The 20254-nt window shown below is 60.2% G+C and carries 22 protein-coding genes, 1 tRNA gene and 1 pseudogene; 15 read left to right on the top strand and 9 right to left on the bottom strand.

Annotation, left to right across the window (positions count from 1 at the left end; all coding sequences use genetic code 11):
• Nucleotides 1-639: 639 nt before the first annotated feature.
• The 4 genes from CMG77_RS08460 to CMG77_RS08475 are packed head-to-tail and all read left to right on the top strand — an operon-like array spanning nt 640 to nt 3638.
• A complete protein-coding gene (locus CMG77_RS08460) occupies nt 640-1698 on the top strand; it encodes an SMP-30/gluconolactonase/LRE family protein (protein ID WP_286804324.1) in 1059 nt (352 codons plus the stop codon).
• A gap of 1 nt (nt 1699) precedes the next feature.
• A complete protein-coding gene (locus tag CMG77_RS08465) occupies nt 1700-2188 on the top strand; it encodes a DUF1289 domain-containing protein (protein ID WP_286804325.1) in 489 nt (162 codons plus the stop codon).
• A 14-nt stretch (nt 2189-2202) separates the two neighbouring features.
• Entirely contained in the window at nt 2203-2814 is a 612-nt protein-coding gene (locus CMG77_RS08470) for a MiaE family protein (protein ID WP_123637441.1), read from the top strand.
• A gap of 8 nt (nt 2815-2822) precedes the next feature.
• Nucleotides 2823-3638: a methyltransferase domain-containing protein gene (locus CMG77_RS08475; protein ID WP_286804326.1), complete on the top strand. Its 816-nt coding sequence runs from the start codon at nt 2823-2825 to the stop codon at nt 3636-3638.
• Between the two features lie 6 nt (nt 3639-3644).
• On the opposite strand, the gene CMG77_RS08480 is transcribed toward CMG77_RS08475, so the two are convergent.
• A complete protein-coding gene (locus tag CMG77_RS08480; RefSeq protein WP_123637439.1) occupies nt 3645-4124 on the bottom strand; it encodes a J domain-containing protein in 480 nt (159 codons plus the stop codon).
• 154 nt (nt 4125-4278) lie between these two features.
• Between CMG77_RS08480 and CMG77_RS08485 the strand changes: the two genes are divergently transcribed.
• From CMG77_RS08485 to CMG77_RS08510, 6 genes are all read left to right on the top strand, one after another.
• Nucleotides 4279-5322: an agmatine deiminase family protein gene (locus tag CMG77_RS08485; RefSeq protein WP_286804327.1), complete on the top strand. Its 1044-nt coding sequence runs from the start codon at nt 4279-4281 to the stop codon at nt 5320-5322.
• Entirely contained in the window at nt 5309-6190 is an 882-nt protein-coding gene (locus CMG77_RS08490; protein WP_286804328.1) for a carbon-nitrogen hydrolase, read from the top strand. Before CMG77_RS08485 ends, CMG77_RS08490 begins: the two co-directional genes overlap by 14 nt.
• Before the next feature lie 83 nt (nt 6191-6273).
• Nucleotides 6274-6756 carry a thioredoxin-dependent thiol peroxidase gene (gene bcp, locus CMG77_RS08495; RefSeq protein ID WP_286804329.1) on the top strand — a complete coding sequence of 161 codons (483 nt, stop codon included), beginning with the start codon at nt 6274-6276 and terminating at the stop codon, nt 6754-6756.
• A 357-nt stretch (nt 6757-7113) separates the two neighbouring features.
• Nucleotides 7114-7557: a helix-turn-helix domain-containing protein gene (locus CMG77_RS08500; RefSeq protein WP_024460266.1), complete on the top strand. Its 444-nt coding sequence runs from the start codon at nt 7114-7116 to the stop codon at nt 7555-7557.
• 146 nt (nt 7558-7703) lie between these two features.
• A complete protein-coding gene (gene yajC, locus CMG77_RS08505; protein WP_024460265.1) occupies nt 7704-8033 on the top strand; it encodes a preprotein translocase subunit YajC in 330 nt (109 codons plus the stop codon).
• Nucleotides 8034-8036: 3 nt separating this feature from the next.
• On the top strand, nt 8037-9410 hold the full coding sequence (locus CMG77_RS08510) for an alanine/glycine:cation symporter family protein (RefSeq protein ID WP_286804330.1): 1374 nt from the start codon (nt 8037-8039) through the stop codon (nt 9408-9410).
• 12 nt (nt 9411-9422) lie between these two features.
• Here the strand turns inward: CMG77_RS08510 and CMG77_RS08515 are convergent, their stop codons facing one another.
• The 7 genes and pseudogenes from CMG77_RS08515 to rne form a co-directional block, all read right to left on the bottom strand.
• On the bottom strand, nt 9423-9755 hold the full coding sequence (locus CMG77_RS08515; RefSeq protein WP_123637435.1) for a TusE/DsrC/DsvC family sulfur relay protein: 333 nt from the start codon (nt 9753-9755) through the stop codon (nt 9423-9425).
• Between the two features lies 1 nt (nt 9756).
• On the bottom strand, nt 9757-10065 hold the full coding sequence (gene tusB / locus CMG77_RS08520; RefSeq protein WP_286904099.1) for a sulfurtransferase complex subunit TusB: 309 nt from the start codon (nt 10063-10065) through the stop codon (nt 9757-9759).
• Between the two features lie 11 nt (nt 10066-10076).
• Nucleotides 10077-10553 (bottom strand): sulfurtransferase complex subunit TusC, encoded by a 477-nt coding sequence (tusC, locus tag CMG77_RS08525; RefSeq protein WP_353743470.1) that lies wholly within the window; start codon nt 10551-10553, stop codon nt 10077-10079.
• A complete protein-coding gene (gene tusD, locus CMG77_RS08530; protein WP_286904102.1) occupies nt 10456-10848 on the bottom strand; it encodes a sulfurtransferase complex subunit TusD in 393 nt (130 codons plus the stop codon). The genes tusC and tusD overlap by 98 nt, the downstream gene beginning before the upstream one ends.
• Before the next feature lie 68 nt (nt 10849-10916).
• A complete protein-coding gene (locus CMG77_RS08535) occupies nt 10917-11600 on the bottom strand; it encodes a Bax inhibitor-1/YccA family protein (protein ID WP_286904103.1) in 684 nt (227 codons plus the stop codon).
• A 206-nt stretch (nt 11601-11806) separates the two neighbouring features.
• A tRNA-Ser gene (locus CMG77_RS08540) sits at nt 11807-11897 on the bottom strand.
• A gap of 1052 nt (nt 11898-12949) precedes the next feature.
• Nucleotides 12950-15242 (bottom strand): annotated as a pseudogene (gene rne, locus CMG77_RS08545) (ribonuclease E); the annotation flags it as partial.
• A 792-nt stretch (nt 15243-16034) separates the two neighbouring features.
• Here rne and rluC point away from each other — a divergent pair.
• Together rluC and CMG77_RS08555 are read left to right on the top strand one after the other, a co-directional pair.
• The gene (gene rluC, locus CMG77_RS08550) at nt 16035-17027 is read left to right on the top strand and encodes a 23S rRNA pseudouridine(955/2504/2580) synthase RluC (RefSeq protein ID WP_286904104.1); all 993 of its coding nucleotides are present in this window, start codon (nt 16035-16037) and stop codon (nt 17025-17027) included.
• A gap of 62 nt (nt 17028-17089) precedes the next feature.
• Nucleotides 17090-17725 (top strand): HAD-IA family hydrolase, encoded by a 636-nt coding sequence (locus tag CMG77_RS08555; protein WP_502691804.1) that lies wholly within the window; start codon nt 17090-17092, stop codon nt 17723-17725.
• Between the two features lies 1 nt (nt 17726).
• Here the strand turns inward: CMG77_RS08555 and CMG77_RS08560 are convergent, their stop codons facing one another.
• Nucleotides 17727-18332 (bottom strand): Maf family protein, encoded by a 606-nt coding sequence (locus CMG77_RS08560; protein ID WP_286904107.1) that lies wholly within the window; start codon nt 18330-18332, stop codon nt 17727-17729.
• Nucleotides 18333-18453: 121 nt separating this feature from the next.
• Between CMG77_RS08560 and CMG77_RS08565 the strand changes: the two genes are divergently transcribed.
• From CMG77_RS08565 to plsX, 3 genes are all read left to right on the top strand, one after another.
• On the top strand, nt 18454-18990 hold the full coding sequence (locus CMG77_RS08565; RefSeq protein WP_286904109.1) for a YceD family protein: 537 nt from the start codon (nt 18454-18456) through the stop codon (nt 18988-18990).
• 40 nt (nt 18991-19030) lie between these two features.
• Nucleotides 19031-19213: a 50S ribosomal protein L32 gene (gene rpmF / locus CMG77_RS08570; protein WP_286904111.1), complete on the top strand. Its 183-nt coding sequence runs from the start codon at nt 19031-19033 to the stop codon at nt 19211-19213.
• A gap of 33 nt (nt 19214-19246) precedes the next feature.
• Nucleotides 19247-20239 carry a phosphate acyltransferase PlsX gene (plsX, locus tag CMG77_RS08575; protein ID WP_286904113.1) on the top strand — a complete coding sequence of 331 codons (993 nt, stop codon included), beginning with the start codon at nt 19247-19249 and terminating at the stop codon, nt 20237-20239.
• The last annotated feature ends 15 nt before the right edge of the window (nt 20240-20254 follow it).

Raw genomic sequence — 20254 nt, forward strand, 5'->3', positions numbered from 1 at the left:
CTCCGCCGGGGCATACCCTTGTGAGACACGCCGTGAACCCGTCCATGGGGGCTCATCACCCGCCATCCAGGCGGGTGACGGTCTCACAAGGGTATGCCCCGCCTCCGCAGTGCCAGCGTAACGTTTCGGGAAATAGCACCTTAGGTCCAAATGAGGAGCTGAAGGCTAGAAAGGAGAAGGCTCCTGATTAACCCGATGCTTTTTTGCGCTACCAGCGCCTCGGGGCACTTCCCACATCCAAGTGAGCGACCATGGGACTCGACGCGCGGAGCCCCTCCGCTTACGGTCTTGAAAGGGCTTTCCCTTCCCGGCCCTCAGTGCCACGATTAAAAGTATGGTGGCTAGTTCCCTGAGCTTTACGCCTCCTCTGCGGAGGCTGGGTCTACCCTTGTGAGACCGTCACCCGCCTGGACGGCGGGTGATGAGCCCCCACGGATGGGTTCACGGCGTGTCTCACAAGGGTAGACCCAGTCGGAGCGTTACATTCGAAGCGCCTGTATTAAAGCAACTGGTTCCTGACCTGTGTGAGCGGTATAATGCTCGCATCTTGATGAAGTGATTTGACCTTATATAAATCAATAGCTTACAGGTAAAACCTAAAGCTATAAATAACTTAAAATCGGCACAAGGACATCCTCCATGAACACCACCCGACACACCCTGGCGCCTCTGGGTGCCGCACTGACCGCGCTGATTCTCTGGGGCTGTGAACCCGCTGAAGAACCGCAGCCGTCACCCGAAGCCTCCGGTAATGCCGCGGCCAGTGGGGTCGAGTACAGCGACCCGGACAACCCCGGTACCGCACCCACGCCAGACAGCCAGTGGCAGTGCCCGCAAGACGCCGGTCAGGCACCCTCGGGGACTCTGACCGCCGAGCGGATTCCGGGCTCCGCCACCACCCGGGAAGAAGCGGGTCTGTATGAAGGGCCGGTGTGGATTGGTGGGTCCCTGTACTTCTCCGATTTCACCTTTCAGGAAGGCTTCCCCTCGCGAGTGCAGCGCCTGACCGAAGAGGGCACCCTGGAAACCGCGCTGGAAGACAGCGGCAGCAATGGTCTGGCCGTGGATGCCGAAGGCTTTCTGATGGCCGCCACCCACGACGCCAAGGCCATCTCACGCTACGAGCTCTCTACCGGTGACCGGGAGATTGTCTGGGATGAGTATGCCGACAGCCCGTTCAACTCCCCCAACGATCTGACCCTGACCCGCGATGGCGTGATCTATTTTACCGATCCGGACTTTCAGCGCTCGGCGGCGCCGGGTGGACAACCAAAGACCCGGGTCTATCGTATTGATTCCGACGGTGTGTCCCTGGTGGACGATACCCTGAGCAATCCCAATGGTGTCTCCCTGTCCCCGGATGAGCAGACCCTCTACGTCGCCGGCGGCGGTGAGCAGGGCGTGCTCAGGGCCTATTCGTTGGATGAAGACGGGCAGGTAACCGGGCAGCGGGATCTGGCCGATGTGACTGTGCCCGACGGTATGGCGATTGACTGCCTGGGTAACATCTATGTCACCGAACACACCAGGCAGCGAGTGCGGGTGTTCTCCCCCGAGGGTGAATCCCTGGCGGAGATCCGTGTCGATGCGAATATCACGAATGCCGCCTTTGGCGGCCCCGAGCGTCAGACGCTGTACCTGACTGGTGCGGGTACGCTCTGGCAGATTGAACTGGATGTAGCGGGATATCCTTATTGATATGGCAGTATTCAAGCGGGTCAAAACCCCCTGTGTTGGTGTCTGTTCAACGGGCATCGGGGATAGCGTGTGCCGGGGCTGCAAGCGATTTGCCCATGAGGTGATCGACTGGAATGCCTACGATCAGGAGCAGCGCTACATTATCGTCAAACGCCTGGAGGCCTTTCTGACCCAGGTGGTGTCGGCGCGCTTCGAGATTCTGGACGAAGCCGTTTTGCACGAGCAGATCCGGCACCAGCAGGTGCGGTTCAACGAAGATCGGGACCCGCACTGCTGGATCTTCGATCTGCTCAAGGCCGGGGCCAGCCAGATCCGGGAACCGGCGCACTACGGTCTGCGGGTGCGCCCCGAATGGCGGGCGTATTCTCTATCCGAGCTGCGCGATCAGATCGATCACGACTATTACGAGCTTTCCTGCGCGCACTACGAGCGCTATATTGCCCCGGGTTTGGCCGCGGATGCGATGCAAAAAGCAGCGCAAAACACTTGAACTTTGTGATGTAAATGACTGATATAAAACCTATTCTTGATTTTCTTCAGTGCGAAACGCCGGATGCCTGGGTTCGCTGGGCGCTGGCCAATGAGCCGCTGCTGCTGCTCGATCATGCCAACTGCGAAAAGAAGGCCGCGTCCACTGCGCTGACGCTGATGTACCGCTATGTGGGCGACTTCGAGATGATGCATAAGATGTCCCGCCTGGCCCGGGAAGAGCTGCGTCACTACGAGCAGGTGATGAGCCTGATGCAAAAGCGCGACATCGCTTACGGGCAGATTTCCCCCAGCCGCTATGCCTCCGAGCTGCGCAAGCCGATCCGTACCCACGAGCCGGGGCGCTACGTGGATACCCTGATTGTGGGCGGGATCATCGAAGCCCGCTCCTGTGAGCGCTTCGCCAAATTGGCCCCGCACCTGGATGAAGAGCTGCAGGGGTTTTATCTGTCGCTGCTCAAGTCCGAGGCCCGGCACTTTCAGGACTACCTCAAGCTGGCCCGCAAGGCCGCCGGCGGGGAGTCCATCGAGGCTCGGGTGGAAGAGTTTCTGGCACTGGAGCGCTCGTTGATCGAATCGCCGGATGACACCTTCCGCTTTCACAGCGGCGTGCCCCAGGCCGCCTGAGGCACGCTATGCCCAAGCAACCGGTCACCGGCGACCGCGACTTTGACGATCTCGCCCAGCGTTTCGCCCGCAATGTCTACGGCGGGCTCAAGGGGCGTATCCGGCTCAGCGTGCTGCGCCGCGACTTTGGTCAACACTGGCCGTTTCCGCCTTTTGTGCCCGATACCGGTCGGCCGCCCCTGCGCATTCTGGATGCCGGAGGCGGGCAGGGCCAGTTTTCCCTGCCCCTGGCTCGGGCCGGGCATGCCATTACCCTGTGCGACCTGTCCGAGCAGATGCTGCTTGGTGCCCGGGCGGAAGCGGAGCAGTTGGGGGTCAGCGGGCAGGTGACTCTGGTGCAAAGCGCCATCCAGTCTCTGGGCGACGCCTTGCCAGAAGAGACTGAGCCCTTTGATCTGGTGATCTGCCACGCGGTACTTGAGTGGGTGCTGGATCCGGAAGCCCTGATCGATCACCTGATTCGCTGGCTCAAGCCCGGCGGTCACCTCTCCCTGTGCTACTACAACCTGCACGGCGCGGTGTACAAAAACCTGCTACGGGCCAACTTCAAGAAGGTGGAGCGGGGGGATTACGGCGGGTTTCGGGGCAGTCTGTCCCCCATCAATCCGCTCTATCCGGAGACGGTGGATCAGTGGCTGGCGGCGAGGCCGTTGGAGCGGCTGGCCACCAGTGGCATCCGGGTGTTTCACGACTACATTCTGGACAAGTCACTGCGCGAGCAGGCGCCGGACAAGGTGCTGGAGCAGGAGCTGCGACTCTCGCAGTTGGAACCCTACCGCTCGCTCGGACGGTATGTGCATGTGTTACTCAAGCGCCTGACCTGATATCCATCAGCTCAGGCGTTTGAGTAACAGCTCTTTGGCCTCGTTGACCTTGGCCGCCAGATAGTCATTGCCGCCCCGGTCCGGGTGCAGCTTCTGCATCAGTTTGCGGTGGGCACCGATGATGTCCTCCCGAGTGAGTGCCTGCTCGTCGCCTTTCAGGCCCAGCGTGTCCATGGCTTCGCGTACATCCATGGGGCCGCTCGGCGGGCTGGCGGGGCCGGCCTGCTGCTGGCGCTGCTTCCACAGCGGGAAAAACTGCAGGCCCAGGGCAATGGCGGTTTTTGCCAGGGGGAGCAGGGCGCCCAGCACGGCAAACAGCCAGTGGGCCCGCCCGGTGGCGACCATCAGAATCAGTCCCAGCCCGCCGCCCCACAGACCGAGGCGCCAGTAAAGGCGCTTGCGCTCGGCCGGCGGCAGGCGCCGAATATGGGCCATGGCCGCCCATAGGCCGATGATGACAATCAGGGCGATAAGCAATCGAAGCATAGTGAACTCGTCCGGTCGCTCAAGCGCGACGTATTCAGTGGCGGCTATTATAGAGAGGGTGAGCGGCGGGTGATAGTGTTAGCGCGGCGGACCTTAGCGGCCCGGATGCGCTATAATCGCCGCCCTTTGAAGCCGAACCAACGAGGTGCTTTTGATGCCACAATTCCGCCTGCCCGCCGAGTGGGAACCCCAGGACGCCGTGCTGCTGACCTGGCCCCATGGGGACAGCGATTGGGCGCCGCTGCTCGATGAGGTGATCCCGCTGTATGAGGGGCTGGTGACCGTGATTGCGGACTATGCGGACCTGATCATAGCCGTGCCGGAGCAGGCGCTGGACGCCATACAGAGCCGCCTGGAGGCGATGAATGTGCCCATGGACAGCGTTCACCTGCGCCCGGCGCCGAGCAACGATACCTGGGCCCGGGACCACGGCCCGCTCACCGTGCTCGAGGGCGAGCGTCCGGTCCTGTTGGACTTTCAGTTTAACGGCTGGGGCGGCAAGTTTGCCCACGATCTGGACAACGGCATTACCGAGCGCCTGCATCGCGACGGCGCCTTTCCCGAGGTGGCGCTGGAGCGCCAGGATTGGGTGCTGGAGGGCGGTTCGATTGAGGTCGATGGGCGCGGCACGCTGCTCACCACCGAAGCCTGCCTGTTGAATGAGAACCGCAACCCGGGGTTGAGTCGGGAGGCCATTGAAATGCGCCTGAAGGAGGCGTTCGGGGTACGCAAGGTCAATTGGCTCAAGCACGGCCATCTCGAAGGGGATGACACCGATAGCCACATCGATACCCTGGCGCGGTTGTGCCCGAACAATGTCATCGCCTATGTGCAGTGCGATGACCCGGAGGACTCGCACTACGCCGAACTCAAGGCGATGGAAGCCGAACTGGCGCTGATGACCGATGCCGATGGCGAGCCCTACCAACTGGTACCACTGCCCTGGCCGGGAGCGGTACACAGCGACGACGGCCGACGCCTGCCGGCCACCTACGCCAACTTTCTGATCATCAATGGCGCCGTTATGGTGCCGCAGTACGACTGCCCCAGTGATGAACAGGCCCTGGAGCAGGTGATGCAGGCTTTTCCCGGTTATCACATCTTCGGCATTCCCTGCTCGGTACTGATCGAGCAGGGGGGCAGCCTGCACTGTATTACCATGCAATTACCCGAGGGAGTTCTCTATGACCCAGCTTAACGTCGGGCTGATTCAGCACGCCTGCAGTGCCGACCTCGAATCCAACCTGCAGGCTTCCATTGACGGCATCCGCCGCGCGGCGGAGCAGGGCGCCCAGTTGGTGGTGCTGCAGGAATTGCACCGGGGCCTGTATTTCTGTCAGCAGGAGGACGTGGACGAGTTTGATCTGGCAGAGCCCATTCCCGGCCCCAGTACCGATCGTCTGGGCGCCCTGGCCCGCGAGCTGAACCTGGTGATTGTCGCCTCGCTGTTCGAGCGTCGGGCGCCGGGGCTGTATCACAACACAGCGGTGGTTCTGGAGCGCGATGGCACCATCGCCGGCACCTACCGCAAAATGCACATTCCGGACGATCCGGGTTTTTACGAGAAGTTCTATTTCACCCCGGGCGATCTGGGCTTTCAGCCCATTCAGACCTCAGTGGGCAAGCTCGGAGTTCTGGTGTGCTGGGACCAGTGGTTCCCGGAAGCGGCTCGCCTGATGGCCATGGCGGGCGCGGAACTGCTCATTTATCCCACCGCCATCGGCTGGAGTCGGGAAGATGACCCCGAGGAGCAGGAGCGTCAGCGCCAGGCCTGGATCACCATTCAGCGCGCCCATGCGGTAGCCAACGGTGTGCCCGTGGTCAGCGTCAACCGCATGGGTCACGAAACCGATCCCGGCGGTGGCTCCGGCATCGACTTCTGGGGTAGCAGCTTTGTCGCCGGCCCCCAGGGGGAGTTTCTCTACCAGGGCAGCACGGATCAGGTGGAGCACACCGTGGTCTCCCTGGATATGGAGCGCAGCGAGAACGTGCGGCGCATCTGGCCCTACCTGAGAGATCGGCGGGTAGACCATTACGGGGACCTGCTCAAACTCTACCGGGATTGAGTTCGGCGTAACGGCAAACGGCATTGCACTACTTCGGTGCGGTGCCTCAAGATGATCTTTGACAATGCAATTCGGAGCGAACCATGGCATTACCGAAAATCGGCAATCTGGCCCCGGCCTTCACCCTGAACAATCAGAATGGTGAAGCGGTCAGCCTGAAAGACTTCAAGGGTAAACAGAACGTCGTGTTGTACTTCTATCCCAAGGCCTCCACCCCGGGCTGCACCGTCCAGGCCTGTGGCATGCGCGATTCGCTCGCGGAACTGGCGCAGTACGATACGGTCGTATTGGGAGTGAGTCCGGACAAGGAGCCGGCACTGCAGAAGTTTATTGCCAAGCAGGGATTGACCTTTGATCTGCTGTCCGACCCGGAGCACCAGATTGCCGAAAAATATGGCGTCTGGGGGTTGAAGCAGTTTGCCGGTAAAGAGTACATGGGGCTGATCCGCACCACCTTCATCATTGATAAAGACGGGCGTCTGCGGGCCATCCCTGAAAAGTTCACCACCAAAAACCACGATCAGGTCATTCTGACCTGGGTTCGGGAGCATTTTGGAAGTAAATGACGCACTGGTTGGGCCAAATCGGACTCGAGGGTGACTTTTACGGTATAAGATCAGGTTTTTAATAAAAATGTGATCTTAGTCCCGCTGAATGTCGGGTTTTTTGACTCCGTTAGCGACAATTGCGCTTTGATTGGCCTATACTAGAACTGTCTTGAGGTTGAGGGCCCAGCCCTCGAGGTACAGGGTTGTCCGTCAAACCTCGGGACCGATCAGGGCTCAGGCATCGGCCTGTCCGCTGGTCGACAATAACGATCGCGCGAGCTCGGTTACTGGCGGCTTCGGTTGGCAGTCGCTCCGCGACCACCCAGCGTCATTAATTTTCAATGCCCAGAGTTTTTGGCAGAAGGAGAGGCCTGTATGATTCAGTTACAGCGTATCGACGATCGAATCAGTGAAAGTGCGGCACGCCCGTTCGCCACGCCCGGTGTCCGGTCTTATCATGAATATCTGGAGTTAGCGCGTATTCCCCCGGCAGAAGGGGTGGCCGCCAAGGTTCTGGATGTTCTGCACCGTCGCGTCGGTCAGGATCCCTTAGCAATTGATTACATTGCCGAGGATCTGGACCTGTCAAAACGGACTTTGCAGCGTCGTTTGCAGCAGCAGGGCGAAAACTTTGCCCAACTGCGGGACAGTCTACGTTTCCACTATGCGATCAAGTTTCTTATTGATCAGCATATGAGCGTTGATGCGGTATCCAAAGCATTGGACTTTTCGGACCGCACCAGTTTTACCAACGCTTTCAAGCGGTGGACCGGACTTTCTCCGAGTGTCTTCCGCAAGCTGTTTCGCGATTACGCCTGACCACAGATTTGGCGATCGCCTCAGCCGTCCCCAGCGGCTGAGGCTTCTTGATTTTCACCGACCAACTCCCTCCATGTAATTGCCTGCCCCGCACAAACAGGGTAGAGTTAGCCCTTTTTCCGACCTAGAAGAATGAGGCTTGTTTCATGGATTTCTTTATTCCCGCCGCAATGGCTCAAGATGCTGCGCAACCCCAGGGTAACCCGATGGTCACTCTGCTGATGTTTGTGGGCCTGTTTGTGTTCATGTACCTGTTTATCATCCGCCCGCAGCGCAAGCGTCAAAAAGAGCATCAGAACCTGGTGTCCGCGTTGAGCAAAGGTGATGAAGTGGTCATGACCAGCGGCCTGCTGGGCAAAATCCTCAAGGTTGACGACAACTACATCGTTCTGGAAACCGGCGAAAACATTGAGCAGAAGTTCCAGAAGGTTGCGGTTCACGCCGTTCTGCCCAAAGGCACCATCAAGTCCATCTAATCCATGACTGACTCCTCCGCCATCCGTTCACTGGAAAGCTTTTTGAAGACCCTCAGTGATCTGGTGTGGGGGGAGTTCATGCTGGTGCTGATTCTGGGCACCGGCCTTTTCCTGATGGTGCGTCTCGGCGCCATGCCCCTGAGACGCATCGGCACCGCTTTCCGGCAACTCTTCCAGGGCCGCCAGGCTCAGGGCGAAGGGGACATCAGCGGCTTTAACGCGCTCATGACGGCGCTGTCCGCGACCATCGGCACGGGCAACATCGTGGGGGTCGCCACGGCCATCGGCATTGGCGGCCCGGGTGCGTTGTTCTGGATGTGGTGCAGCGCCCTGGTGGGGATGGCGACCAAGTACGCCGAAGCCGTGTGTGCGGTCCAGTTCCGGGAAACCGATCATCAGGGGCGCCACGTCGGTGGCCCCATGTATTACATCAAGAACGGTCTGGGCAAACGCTGGATGTGGCTCGGCGCTCTGTTCGCTTTTTTTGGCATGCTCGCGGGGTTTGGTATCGGCAACACGGTACAGGCCAATTCCGTTGCCGATGCACTGTCCGAGAGTTTCAACATCAGCCCCTGGATTACCAGTGTCCTGCTTATGGCGCTGGTGGGGGCCGTTCTGATCGGTGGTATCAAGCGTCTGGCCAGTGTCGCCGGGAAACTGGTGCCGTTCATGGCCATCGTCTACCTTCTGTCGGGGCTGGTGATTCTGGCGCTCCACTTGCCGGTGCTGCCGGCGGCGGTCCTGTTGGTGGTTGACTCCGCTTTCACCGGGACCGCGGCGACCGGCGGTTTTGCCGGCGCCACCGTGATGATGGCGATTCAGTTTGGGGTTGCCCGAGGGGTGTTCTCTAACGAGGCGGGCCTGGGTAGCGCGCCTATTGCCCACGCGGCGGCGCAGACTAACAGCCCGGTACGCCAGGGGCTGATAGCGATGCTCGGCACCTTTATCGACACACTGGTGGTGTGCACCGTGACGGGCCTGGTGTTGATCGTCACGGGGGCCTGGCAGACAGGGGCCGAGGGTGCGGCCATGTCCCAAGAGGCTTTCGCATCGGTGATTCCCCAGGGGCAACATTTGATCGCACTGAGCGTCTCCCTGTTTGCGTTCACGACCCTGTTGGGCTGGAGCTACTACGGTGAACGCTGTGCCCAGTACTTGATGGGTGAGCGTGTGGTTAAGCCGTTTCGGGTGCTGTGGGTGCTGGCGATTCCGGTCGGCGCCAATATGAGCCTGGGTGTGGTCTGGATTCTTGCGGATATTCTCAATGGCCTGATGGCCATTCCTAATCTGATTGCGTTACTGGCGCTATCCAGTGTTGTGGTAGGTCTGACCCGAGAGTACTTCGCGCGCAAAAACACCGAGCCCCTCGGTCTGTAAACTTCGTTCAGGCTACAGACAATTGTCGGGGCGGGGCAGCCCGGCGATTTTACTGGCAATCTTGGCCGGACTGGGCGGAAACAGTTTCATCAGGTAAATGCTGCGCCCTTTTTCCGTGCCGAGTTTTTGCCCCACCCGCTTGACCAGCGGGCGCATGGCGGGGGATAGTTCGAACTCGCGGTAGAATTCACGCAGCAGTTCAATCACTTCCCAGTGCTCTGCTGTCAGAGTAATGTTTTCGCGACTGGCCAGCGCCTCGGCGACCGCCGGGCTCCAGTCCCCCAAGTCTTTCAGATAGCCTTCCTTGTCTGTGCTCAACGTCTTACCGTCCACTGTCAGTGACATGTCAGTACCAGCTCTGGATTGTGTTGTGCGCGACGGATAGCGCCACGAATTTCTCATAGTCCGAGATCGACACTCCGTTCGCGATCCGTTCCATCAGGCCGCGAGCCTTAAGGTCCGCTTCCAGCGCGTACACCTCAATCTGACGTTCGTGCAAGTCGTTCAGTGCACTCGCTTCCGGTGGGGCGGGCAGGGCGCCGTAGACACCATCTTCAATCAGAAGCACCGCGTCCCCGGGTTGGCAGACATCAAGNCAGGCGCGNAGGGTCCGGTGTTCAAANGGGGATTTATTGACNGTATGGAGTGTGCTCATGAAGAACGACCTTAAAAGCTGAGGAGTTGGTCCTGCTCGGAAAACAGGCGGCCTACCGCACGGTTGTCCAGCTCGATAAGGTTGTCCATGACCAGATCGGACATTACCAGACCCCGNTCNGTCAGTGAGGGGGTGTGTACATACAATCGTTCGACGTCGTAGANCGGTAATGCCTGCAGGCTNGACGCCAGATTTTTCTGGGGGAGGGNGTCNGGAGACTGNTCCCGNANCAATTGAAAAACCCCGTCATTCATGAACAGGACGCCGACGTCCTGGCCGAATACCGCGGTCGCCAGGAGCGCATCCAGGGCCTCCCGGGCGGTGCTGCTACCGTAGGGNGCGTGGCGCATCACAAACAATAAGCGGCNNNTCATTTCCATCTCCTTTCCATCAGGCNCCAAACGTGACGACCCGGTCGGCATGNACCGCNGCGTCCACCCACTGCCCCAGACCGCTNAAACTGAACTCCGGTGCNAGGTTNGCNACATCGTGCTCGTAGCGGTCAGCCTCTTCCTGATTGAGAATGCCTCGACGCAACGCNGCGGCGATGCAGACGACCACATCGATGGCGTTCTCGCGGGCCAGGGTTCGCCATTCCTCCACCANGTTCTGTTCATCCTGAGCGGGAGTGGCGAGCCGATTACCTGTTGCCACTCCCTCCTGATAGAAAAAAACGCGATAGATGTCGTGGCCCTGGNGCAGGANTGCCTGCGCGAAGTTCAGGGCGCTCTGGCTGGCCTCTGAGNTGAAGGGTGCGGCGTATACGGCGAGTGNGAATTTCATCNGCGCTGGTTCCTGAAACAAAAAAAGCCCCGATNTACGGGGCTTTTTTCATGGTGGTGCGTCCCGCTTTACTCGTTGCTGGCACCGAGCAGGTGCAGCAGGCTGGTAAAGAGGTTGATGATTGANAGGTACAGTGATGTGGTCGCCATGATGTAGTTGGTCTCACCGCCATGAATAATGGCGCTGGTCTGGAACAGAATCAGTGCCGACATCAGCANCACAATACCGGCAGAGAAGGCCAAGCTCAGGGCNGATACATCAAAACCGAACAGNGAGGCGCCGATCAGCAACAGCATACAGGCGATCATCACCATCAGGCCGACCGCAACAAAACCGCGCAGGAAGCTGAAGTCCTTGCGAGTGGTCAGGGTGTAGCCGGACAGNCCGAGGAAAATGACCGCAGTGCCGCCCAGGGCCTGCAAAACGATGGAGCCGCCATTGGACATGGCCAGGTAATGATTCACGATGGGGCCNAGGCTGGCGCCAATCAGACCGGTGAACGCAAACACNACGCCCAGACCGGCCGANGAGTTGGCGGTTTTGGGCAGTACGAACCAGACCAATACGATGGCAATGACGCTCATGATCAGCCCCATGCCGTGAGACATATTGATGGCCATGGCGATACCCGCGGTCACGGCACTGAAGGCCAGGGTCAGTGCCAGCAACATATAGGTGTTGCGCAAAACCTTGTTGACCTCAATGCTGCTGCCGATATCAGCACGGGCATTCTGGGTGTAGAGCTCTCGCATTGCTTTTCTCCATTGATGACAAATATTGCCTGACATAGATCATACTGGAACCGGCGGAAACTTGCCAAGCTTGTTGCATTAGATGGGGGCGGGTTGGGGGGAGTTCTAGGGGGGGTGGTGTAAATATTTGTTAGTCGAACGGAGGGTTCTNACCCGTCCNTTCNGCCATAAAAAAANCCCNNCCATTGCTGGCAGGGGTTTTTNTATGGCGGAAGGGCAGGGATTCGAACCCTGGGTAGGCTATTAACCTACGGCGGTTTTCAAGACCGCTGCATTCAACCGCTCTGCCACCCTTCCGAAGAGGGGCAAATTATACAGAGCTTTTTCTGTGGGGCAAGGGGAGGGCGGAAAAAAACTCAAGGATTTCGAAGACTTAGTAGTGATTGAAGAGCCAAAAAAAGGGCGCTCCCCGAAGAGAGCGCCCTTTGTACTTGCCGTTACGANNTTTACTCGCTGGCGCTTGACTCAACCTCNGGAGCCTGCCGGTTGCGCGGGTCATTTGCCGGGCGCGCCAGAGGCCGTGGGTTGTGGCTTACCGCGGGCGGTTGCCGGGTATCCAGCGCCTGGGCTGCGGAGCGTTGACGATGCTCGGTCACGATCTCCGTCGGTACCTTGGGCTGGGGAGCCAGACGCGGATCATTGGTCGCCCGCGCCGACGAGCGGGGTGCGGGCTCCGGAGTCGGTGCGCTGACTTCCTGCGTCTCCTCTGCCGGCGCGTCCGGAGCCTCTGCGGGCTCTGCAGTGGCTGCCGGCGCCTCAGCGGTTGTCGGCTCCTGAGTGTCGGCGGTGACGCTTTCTTTGCTTGCCTCGTCCTCGGCTAGCACATTTTCCTCGGGCGCTGCGGGCTCCGCCGGGGTGGCGGTATTGGCGGGCTCAGCGACCGGCTCTGGAGTGGCCGGCTGGACCGCTTTGGCAGAGACCTCGGCGTCGGTTTCAGCCGAGCCCGTGTCGGTTACCGAGCGGCCCTGGGGTGCCTCAGTATCCGTTGCGTTCTGCGCCGCTTTGGTATCGCTTTTTGTGGTGCTACTTTCTGCCGTGTCGACTTTCGGGGCAGCGGCGTCCTGGGTTGGGCGAGGCTCGCCCACTTGACGCTGGCTGACGCGACGGGGCGCCTCTTCCCGAAGTTCCGCCGTAGCCGTTGGCTTGATGGTGGCTTCAGCGTCGGCGTCCTTCGGAGATTGAGGCTCCTCAGTGGTCGCGGTGTTGCGGGCCTCAGTGTTGCCGCGAGTGCGCCGCGCTTCGCGCTCTTCACTCTGGTCTGTGTCTGCCTGAGCCGTCACTGGTCCTGTGTCAGTGCGACGAGCCGACGTGTCCGCCTTGGCGGGTTTGTCGTCGGTCGCATTGTCACTGCGGGCCTCGGAGCCTGCCTTCTGGTCACGGTTAGCCCGGTTGCTTCGCTCGGCCTTCACGTTGTCGGTGGTGTCCTGATTGGCGGCCTGGATTTCATTGGCCTTCTCGATCACCTCCTCGGGCAGTTCGCGGCGGTTACGGCGACGGGGGCCGGAACGGGTGCGACGTCCCGCCGGGCGCTTGGGCGGCCGGTTTTCCTGCTGCTCATTGGTGGCCTGCTCTTGTGCCGGCTCATTGACCTCGGCGGCCTCGGCTTTCTGCGGTGAGGCGTCTTTCGGCTGNCTGTTATCACCGCGGNTTTCCGGCTTGTTGCCGGCGCCACCGCGACGGTTTCTGCCNCCACGGGAACGGCGACCGCTNTTGCCTTCNGNGTTTTTNTCCTGCCCNTTGTCNTGNCNNTTGTCCGNGNCTGTTGTCNGNGGCTTTGTCCTGACGCTTTTCAGGGCGACTGTCGCCATCGCGCTGGTTGCCGCGTTCATCACGACGACCACCGCGGCGGTTGCGGTTGCCNCCCTCGCGACGTCGATTCTGGTTGCCGCCGCGACTGTGCCGGCTGCGTTGATGGCCNCGACCTTTCGACGACGATGACTTCTTGTCCTCTTCATNACCCTTGAACAGNCCTNCCAGCAGGGCGACAAAACGCTCCCACAGGCTGGGCTCTTTGGGTGCCACGGGCGTGGGTGCCGCTTCTGTGGGCGCGGCCGGTTGCACAGCGGGCTGGGGCAGGGGNGCCGGCTTGCTGCTGGTTTCCACTTCCTCTTCGCTGTGTTCGTCGGCGGTGGCGACAATTTTGTAGCTGGTCTCCAGCGTGCCCTCGTCGTCATCGCGCAGACGCTGAACTTCGAAGTGTGGCGTCATCATGTCGGCGTTCGGCACGACGACCACGCGGGTGCTGTTGCGCTGCTCGATGTTGGAAATGGTTTTGCGTTTTTCGTTGAGCAGATAGGTGGCCACAGAAACCGGCGCAATCGCGCGGATCTCGGCGCTGCGCTCTTTCTGTGCTTCTTCTTCCACCAGACGCAGGATCGACAGGGCCAGAGAGCGGGTGCTGCGAATGGTGCCCTGACCGTTACAGCGGGGGCAGACTTTCGAGTGCACTTCGCCCAGGGAAGGGCGCAGGCGCTGGCGCGACATTTCGAGCAGGCCAAAGCGTGAAATGCGGCCTACCTGAACGCGGGCCCGGTCCATGTTCAACGCGTCGCGCATGCGGTTTTCCACTTCCCGTTGATTGCGGGCAGGCTGCATGTCGATAAAGTCGATCACAATCAGGCCGCCCATGTCCCGCAAACGCAATTGCCGGGCGATCTCGTCAGCGGCTTCCAGGTTGGTCTGCAGGGCGGTCTCTTCGATGTCGCCGCCTTTGGTGGCGCGCGAGGAGTTGATGTCGATGGACACCAATGCCTCGGTCACATCAATGACGATGGAGCCGCCGGAAGGCAGTTTGACTTCGCGCTGAAACGCGGTCTCGATCTGGCTTTCAATCTGGTAACGGTTGAACAGCGGAATGTCGTCGTTGTACAGCTTGACCTTGCTGCCGAAGTTGGGCATCACCTGTTGGATGAAACCGTTGGCCAGATCGAAGGCTTCCTTGTTATCCACGATCACTTCGCCGACGTCCTGGCGAAGGTAGTCGCGAATGGCGCGGATGATGACGTTACTTTCCTGAAACAGGAAGTTCGGTGCCGGGGCGCTTTTGGCGGCCTTGTCGATCGATTCCCACAGTTGCAGAAGGTAGTTCAGGTCCCATTGAAGCTCTTCCGCGCTGCGGCCAACGCCGGCGGTGCGAATGATGATTCCCATCCCGGAGGGGATTTCGACGCCGCTCAGGGCATCTTTGAGCTGCGCCCGGTCTTCCCCTTCGATGCGGCGGGAAATGCCACCGGCGCGGGGGTTGTTGGGCATCAGGACCAGGTAGCGACCCGCCAGGCTGACAAAAGTGGTGAGCGCGGCGCCTTTGTTGCCGCGTTCCTCTTTGTCGACCTGCACGATCACTTCGGTACCTTCTTTGACCACTTCCTTGATCTTGATGCGGCCCTCAACATCGTTGGGGGCTTTGCTGAAGTACTCGCGGGAGATTTCTTTCAGGGGGAGAAAGCCGTGGCGCTCGGCACCGTAGTCAACAAAGGCGGCTTCCAGGCTGGGTTCAACCCGGGTTATTTTGCCTTTGTAGATGTTGGCTTTTTTCTGCTCTCGATTGCGATTTTCGATGTCCAGGTCGTACAGCCATTGGCCGTCGACCAGCGCTACGCGCAACTCTTCGGGTTGAGTTGCATTAATGAGCATTCTTTTCATGCGTTACCTAATATAGTCGTCCGGGGCGCCAGGCCGGCGGAATAACCAAGGTTAACGCTGTTGTGTTTTACAACCTTAGGGCCGACCGGGCTCCAGGGTAGAGCCTGTCGGGGTTGGGGGCAGAGGCAGACGGCCAGCCACAGNCTCCGCCCGGCAAAGAGCCGGTCGGCGGAGGGGGCTGTCGGTTGCCTTGATCGTCATGCAATCCTGCTCCATGAAACTCTAGTTTTCTCGTTTCGGCTTCAGGCGGTTCCCCGGGTGGAGCTGGGCTCAACGGGGGGTTCCGCGTGGAATCTGGCAGTGCCGGTGTTGTGTTCGGGTGCCGAATCGTCACGTGGTATCTCTCAGGTCCGCCAGAAACCATCTTGGTCTGGACCCTGTGTTCGCTGTGACGCCGGAAAATCACCTGGCCGGCAATGCGTAGAAATCAGAGTTCTACAAAAACACGTACAGTATCAACTATGGCTATCACGCGGTTGGCGCGATGGTCATGGGGTGCCCCGCAGGCCTTTCGGGCGTCGTTGCGGTAGCACCGGTTTTGTCAGTTCACTGGCCAACATCGGGGGGAGGTAAACCATCTCGCCTGGCCCGAAGTGGCCCTGTTGCTGTCAGCGGTATTTCCTCGCAACAGGCCTGATTTACGCTTACCTGTCCGGAAACCTGCCTGTCCCAGCAGCCCGGAATATAACAGTAATTGCAAAAAGCTTCAATCTGCCTTTGTTTTCGGGCCCGAGCCTGGCGTCANGGAGTATCCCGTCGCGACCCGGCCCGGTTTGCGCTATCATGCGCGCCATGACTAAACCCTCCTCTTCCTCCCGGTCGGCCCCGCCGCCCCAGNCGCCACCCACTCAGGTCCAGTGGCTGACGATTGATGCTGACCAGGCCGGTCAGCGAATCGACAACTTCCTGATGGCTCGCCTCAAAGGGGTNCCCAAGTCCCGGGTGTACAACATTTTGCGCAAGGGCGAAGTGCGGGTGAATAAAGGTCGGGTCAANCCCGATTATCGTCTGGTCTCTGGGGATCAGGTNCGNGTGCCCCCGGTGCGGGTGACCCANAGTGCGCCCGCACCCAAGCCCAGCGATCAACTGGTTCGTCAGCTTGATNGCGCCATCCTGTTCGAGAACGAGGGNCTGTTGGTGCTCAATAAGCCGCCGGGTCTCGCCGTTCACGGTGGGAGCGGTGTCAGTCTGGGGTTGATTGAGGTGCTGCGGCAGATGAGGCCGGAGGCCCGCTTTCTGGAATTGATCCACCGGCTGGATCGGGATACGTCCGGCTGCATTATGGTGGCNAAAAAGCGCAGTATGCTCCGNCATATGCAGGCGGCGCTCAGAGACAAGAGCGCCAGCGGCGTNACCAAAATCTATCAGGCGCTGGTGCTGGGGCGCTGGTCTGAGCGTAAAACCAAAGTCGATGCGCCCCTGATGCGCCTGGAAATCAACGGNGACCGGATCGTCAAGGTGCATCCGGAGGGCAAGCCGAGCCTGACCCGGTTTCGGGTTCTGCGGCGCTTTGAGGGGGCGACCCTGGTCGAGGCNCATTTGATTACGGGGCGGACTCACCAGATTCGGGTTCATGCCCAGTCCGCNGGNCACAGTCTGGTTGGGGATGAGAAGTACGGCGATGATGAAGCCAATAGGCGTTGGCGGGCGAGGGGCGTAAAGCGCCTGTTCCTGCATGCCGCGGAGCTGGGTTTTTACCTCCCGGACCAGTCGGCCATGACGCGCGTGGTTGCACCGCTGCCGGATGATCTGCAGACCGTTCTGGCGCAAACGCCCCAAGAGTGACGCCAATNCGAATGAGGCTANNNGTGTTTGATGGACGTTATCAAGAGGTATAAGCGTTGTTGTTGATTTTTGACTGGGATGGCACTTTGAGCGATTCCACAGGCCTGATTACCCGGGCCATGCAACAGTCGGCCGAGGATCTCGGTTGGCCGATCCCGGAAGCNGCTGCCGTGCAGAACATCATCGGGCTNGGTTTGCCCGAGGCGCTTCATTTATTGTTCCCGGATCAGGATGACAAAGGGCATGGCCTGCTGCGCGATCGGTATCGGTCGAACTATCTGCGTGCCGATCAGGCGCAGCCCTCCGAGCTGTTCCCCGGGGTAATGGAAACGCTGACCCGGTTGCGTGANGATGGGCATCAGATGGCCGTGGCGACCGGCAAAAGCCGGGTGGGGCTGGATCGGGTGTTGAAGGTCATGGGGCTTGATGGTTTTTTTCACGNCACCCGCTGCGCCGATGAGACCGCCTCGAAGCCGCATCCGCTGATGCTTCATCAATTGCTGGAGGCGTTTCGGGCCGAGCCGTCCAGCGCGGTCATGGTGGGGGATACCGAATACGANATGGAAATGGGNCGTCGAGCGGGCATGGATCGNATTGCCGTCAGTTACGGTGCCCATACNATNGATCGGCTGCATCCCTATGAGCCCGCCCTGTGCCTGGATCAGTTTGATGAGCTGCTCCGGTGGGATCGGTTGTAAGCTAACGGGACGCCGTTGGCATGAGCAGGGGGTCGAGACCGGCCTTTTGCAGCATTTCGGTCAACTGGATCAGCGGCAGACCGATCAGTGCATTCGGATCATCGCCCTCCAGGCGCTCGAACAGGCAAATGCCCAGCCCCTCCACTTTGAAAGCGCCGGCGCAGTCGTAGGGCGTTTCCTGCCGCAGATACTGTTCAATCTGTGTGTCCGTCAGGGGACGAAAGTGCGCCCGGACGCTCTCGCACCGGGTTTCATCGGTACCGGTGTGGGCATCGTACACGCAGAGGCCGGTGTAAAAGGTGACCACCTTCCCGCTGGCCGCGCGCAGTTGNTCAACGGCCCTCTGGTGATCGCCCGGTTTACCGAGNCACTGTTCGCCATCCAGGGTGGCCACCTGGTCCGAGCCAATGATNAANAGGTCGTGAGCTTCGGTGGGTGCCAGGGCGCGGGCCTTCATGTGGGCCAGTCGCCGGGCCAGGGCCTCTGGTGTTTCACCNGGGGCGGGGGTTTCATCNACCTCGGGAGCGGNGCAGGTGAANGNCAGATTCAGCCGCTCGAGTAGNTGGCGTCGATAGGGCGAGCGGGAGGCCAATAANAGCTCTGGCATGGGTCAATCTCCGAAAAACAGTGATAATCGGTCAACATTTTAACGGAAACCCCCGTCGTTGCGGCCTTTGGCCACTTTTTTCTTTGACACAGGCGGCGCTTATCCCTATTATTGCGCGCTTATGTTTTCAGCCCCCTTNGACAAGCCTCTGCCGCGTCAGGGCGACCCGCGCAAATTCGCGCAACAGGGCGTCCGGATCAGTGGCTATGTGCCGGTGGATCAACTGACCCGGATTCAGGATCTGCTGTNGGAGGAAGGGGCGCAGGCTCGCGTGGATCTGACCTTCGGGATCAGTGAGGCCGGTAAGCTGGTGGTTGAAGGTTCGGCCGCCGCTGATCTGGTGTTTACCTGCCAACGCTGCCTCGGTCCGGTGACCGTTGCGGTGGACGCGCAGATTGAGCTGGCACTGGTGCGCACGGAAGAGGAAGCCCGACAGCTGCCTCGCGCCCTGGATCCCTGGATATTGCCGGAGGATGGAAACACGGACTTCTACACAATGGTAGAAGAAGAGCTATTGTTAAGTTTGCCGTCGGTGGCNTANCACGAGGCGCTGTGCATTGATGAGCAANTGCTCAGCAGTGGCGAGCCGGTGGAGCCGGANCCGACAAAAAANCCGTTTCAAGTTCTGAAGCAACTCAAGGGCTCGCCGAAATCGTGAGGCGCCCCGGCTTCAGTGGTATTGTCAACAGGAGATCATCATGGCCGTACAACAAAACCGTAAGACCCGTTCCAAGCGTGGNATGCGTCGCTCTCACGACGCGCTGACCGGAAAAGCGCTGTCAGTAGACCCGACGACCGGTGAAAANCACCTGCGTCACCACGTGTCTGCCGACGGTTTTTACCGCGGTCGTAAAGTGGTNGACACCGGCAACGACGAGTAATTTCGGAGTCGCTGACTACTCAGCCATCCGGAAATGATTCGTATAGCGGTAGACGCTATGAGCGGGGACTTAGGTCCCCGCACTGCTATCTTGGCGGTGCTCCGATTGGCAACCTCGGCCGNTTCCGGGGTTCGCTTTATCCTAGTGGGTGAACGTTCCGTTCTGGAGCGCTTGCTGCCCGCGACTCTCCCGTCCTCTGTCTCCGTGCATCATGCNCCATCCTGGGTGGCGATGGATGATGATCCGCGCGCGGCGCTTCGTCACGGGCGTGAAACCTCCATGTGGCGGGCGTTGGATCTGGTGCGCACCGGTCAGGCCGATGCCTGCGTCAGTGCNGGCAANACCGGGGCNTTGATGGCGATGGGCCGCTACCTTCTGAAAAGCCTGCCGGGCATNGAGCGACCCGCCATCTGCAAGGCGATGCCNGTGTCCCGTGGGCGAACCTGGATGNTNGACCTNGGNGCCAACCNTCAGGCGACGGCGGAGCAGNTGCACCAGTTTGCCCTGATGGGCGCGGTCTTGGCNACNCGGGANCTGGGCCGGGATGCCGAAGTGGCCCTGCTGAATGTCGGTGTCGAGTCCGGCAAGGGCCCTGAGGTGGTGCAGGCCGCCAGTCGGCTGATGGCCGATGACCGCCGCCTGCACTATATCGGCTACATTGAAGGGGATGANATCTACACCGGGCGGGCCGATGTGGTGGTCTGCGATGGCTTTGCCGGAAACGTCGCGCTCAAGGCCAGCGAAGGTGTGGCGAAGCTGATTGGCGAGAAGCTGCGCTCGGGNATCCGATCGCGCTGGCGTTATCGCCTGGCGGTTCCCCTGTTGATGCCCCTGCTTCGCCGTTGGCGCACCGAGCTGGACCCGGGCGCCTACAACGGGGCCATTTTCCTGGGGCTCAGGCGGCCGGTGATCAAAAGTCACGGTGGCGCTGATGAGGGGGCCTTTGCCGGAGCCCTGAATGTGGCCATAGAGCAGGTGCGCCGGCGGGTAACTGAACATATTGAAACCGAGCTCGCGGAGTCCTGACCGACGGGTGCGCTT

Source organism: Marinimicrobium sp. (assembly GCF_002695945.1).
Taxonomy (GTDB): Bacteria; Pseudomonadota; Gammaproteobacteria; order Pseudomonadales; family Cellvibrionaceae; genus Marinimicrobium; species Marinimicrobium koreense.

Coding starts and splice junctions, on each gene's coding strand:
- CMG77_RS08460 (WP_286804324.1), top strand. CDS start 640: ATGAACACCACCCGACACACCCTGGCGCCTCTGGGTGCCGCACTGACC.
- CMG77_RS08465 (WP_286804325.1), top strand. CDS start 1,700: ATGGCAGTATTCAAGCGGGTCAAAACCCCCTGTGTTGGTGTCTGTTCA.
- CMG77_RS08470 (WP_123637441.1), top strand. CDS start 2,203: ATGACTGATATAAAACCTATTCTTGATTTTCTTCAGTGCGAAACGCCG.
- CMG77_RS08475 (WP_286804326.1), top strand. CDS start 2,823: ATGCCCAAGCAACCGGTCACCGGCGACCGCGACTTTGACGATCTCGCC.
- CMG77_RS08480 (WP_123637439.1), bottom strand. CDS start 4,124: ATGCTTCGATTGCTTATCGCCCTGATTGTCATCATCGGCCTATGGGCG.
- CMG77_RS08485 (WP_286804327.1), top strand. CDS start 4,279: ATGCCACAATTCCGCCTGCCCGCCGAGTGGGAACCCCAGGACGCCGTG.
- CMG77_RS08490 (WP_286804328.1), top strand. CDS start 5,309: ATGACCCAGCTTAACGTCGGGCTGATTCAGCACGCCTGCAGTGCCGAC.
- bcp (WP_286804329.1), top strand. CDS start 6,274: ATGGCATTACCGAAAATCGGCAATCTGGCCCCGGCCTTCACCCTGAAC.
- CMG77_RS08500 (WP_024460266.1), top strand. CDS start 7,114: ATGATTCAGTTACAGCGTATCGACGATCGAATCAGTGAAAGTGCGGCA.
- yajC (WP_024460265.1), top strand. CDS start 7,704: ATGGATTTCTTTATTCCCGCCGCAATGGCTCAAGATGCTGCGCAACCC.
- CMG77_RS08510 (WP_286804330.1), top strand. CDS start 8,037: ATGACTGACTCCTCCGCCATCCGTTCACTGGAAAGCTTTTTGAAGACC.
- CMG77_RS08515 (WP_123637435.1), bottom strand. CDS start 9,755: ATGTCACTGACAGTGGACGGTAAGACGTTGAGCACAGACAAGGAAGGC.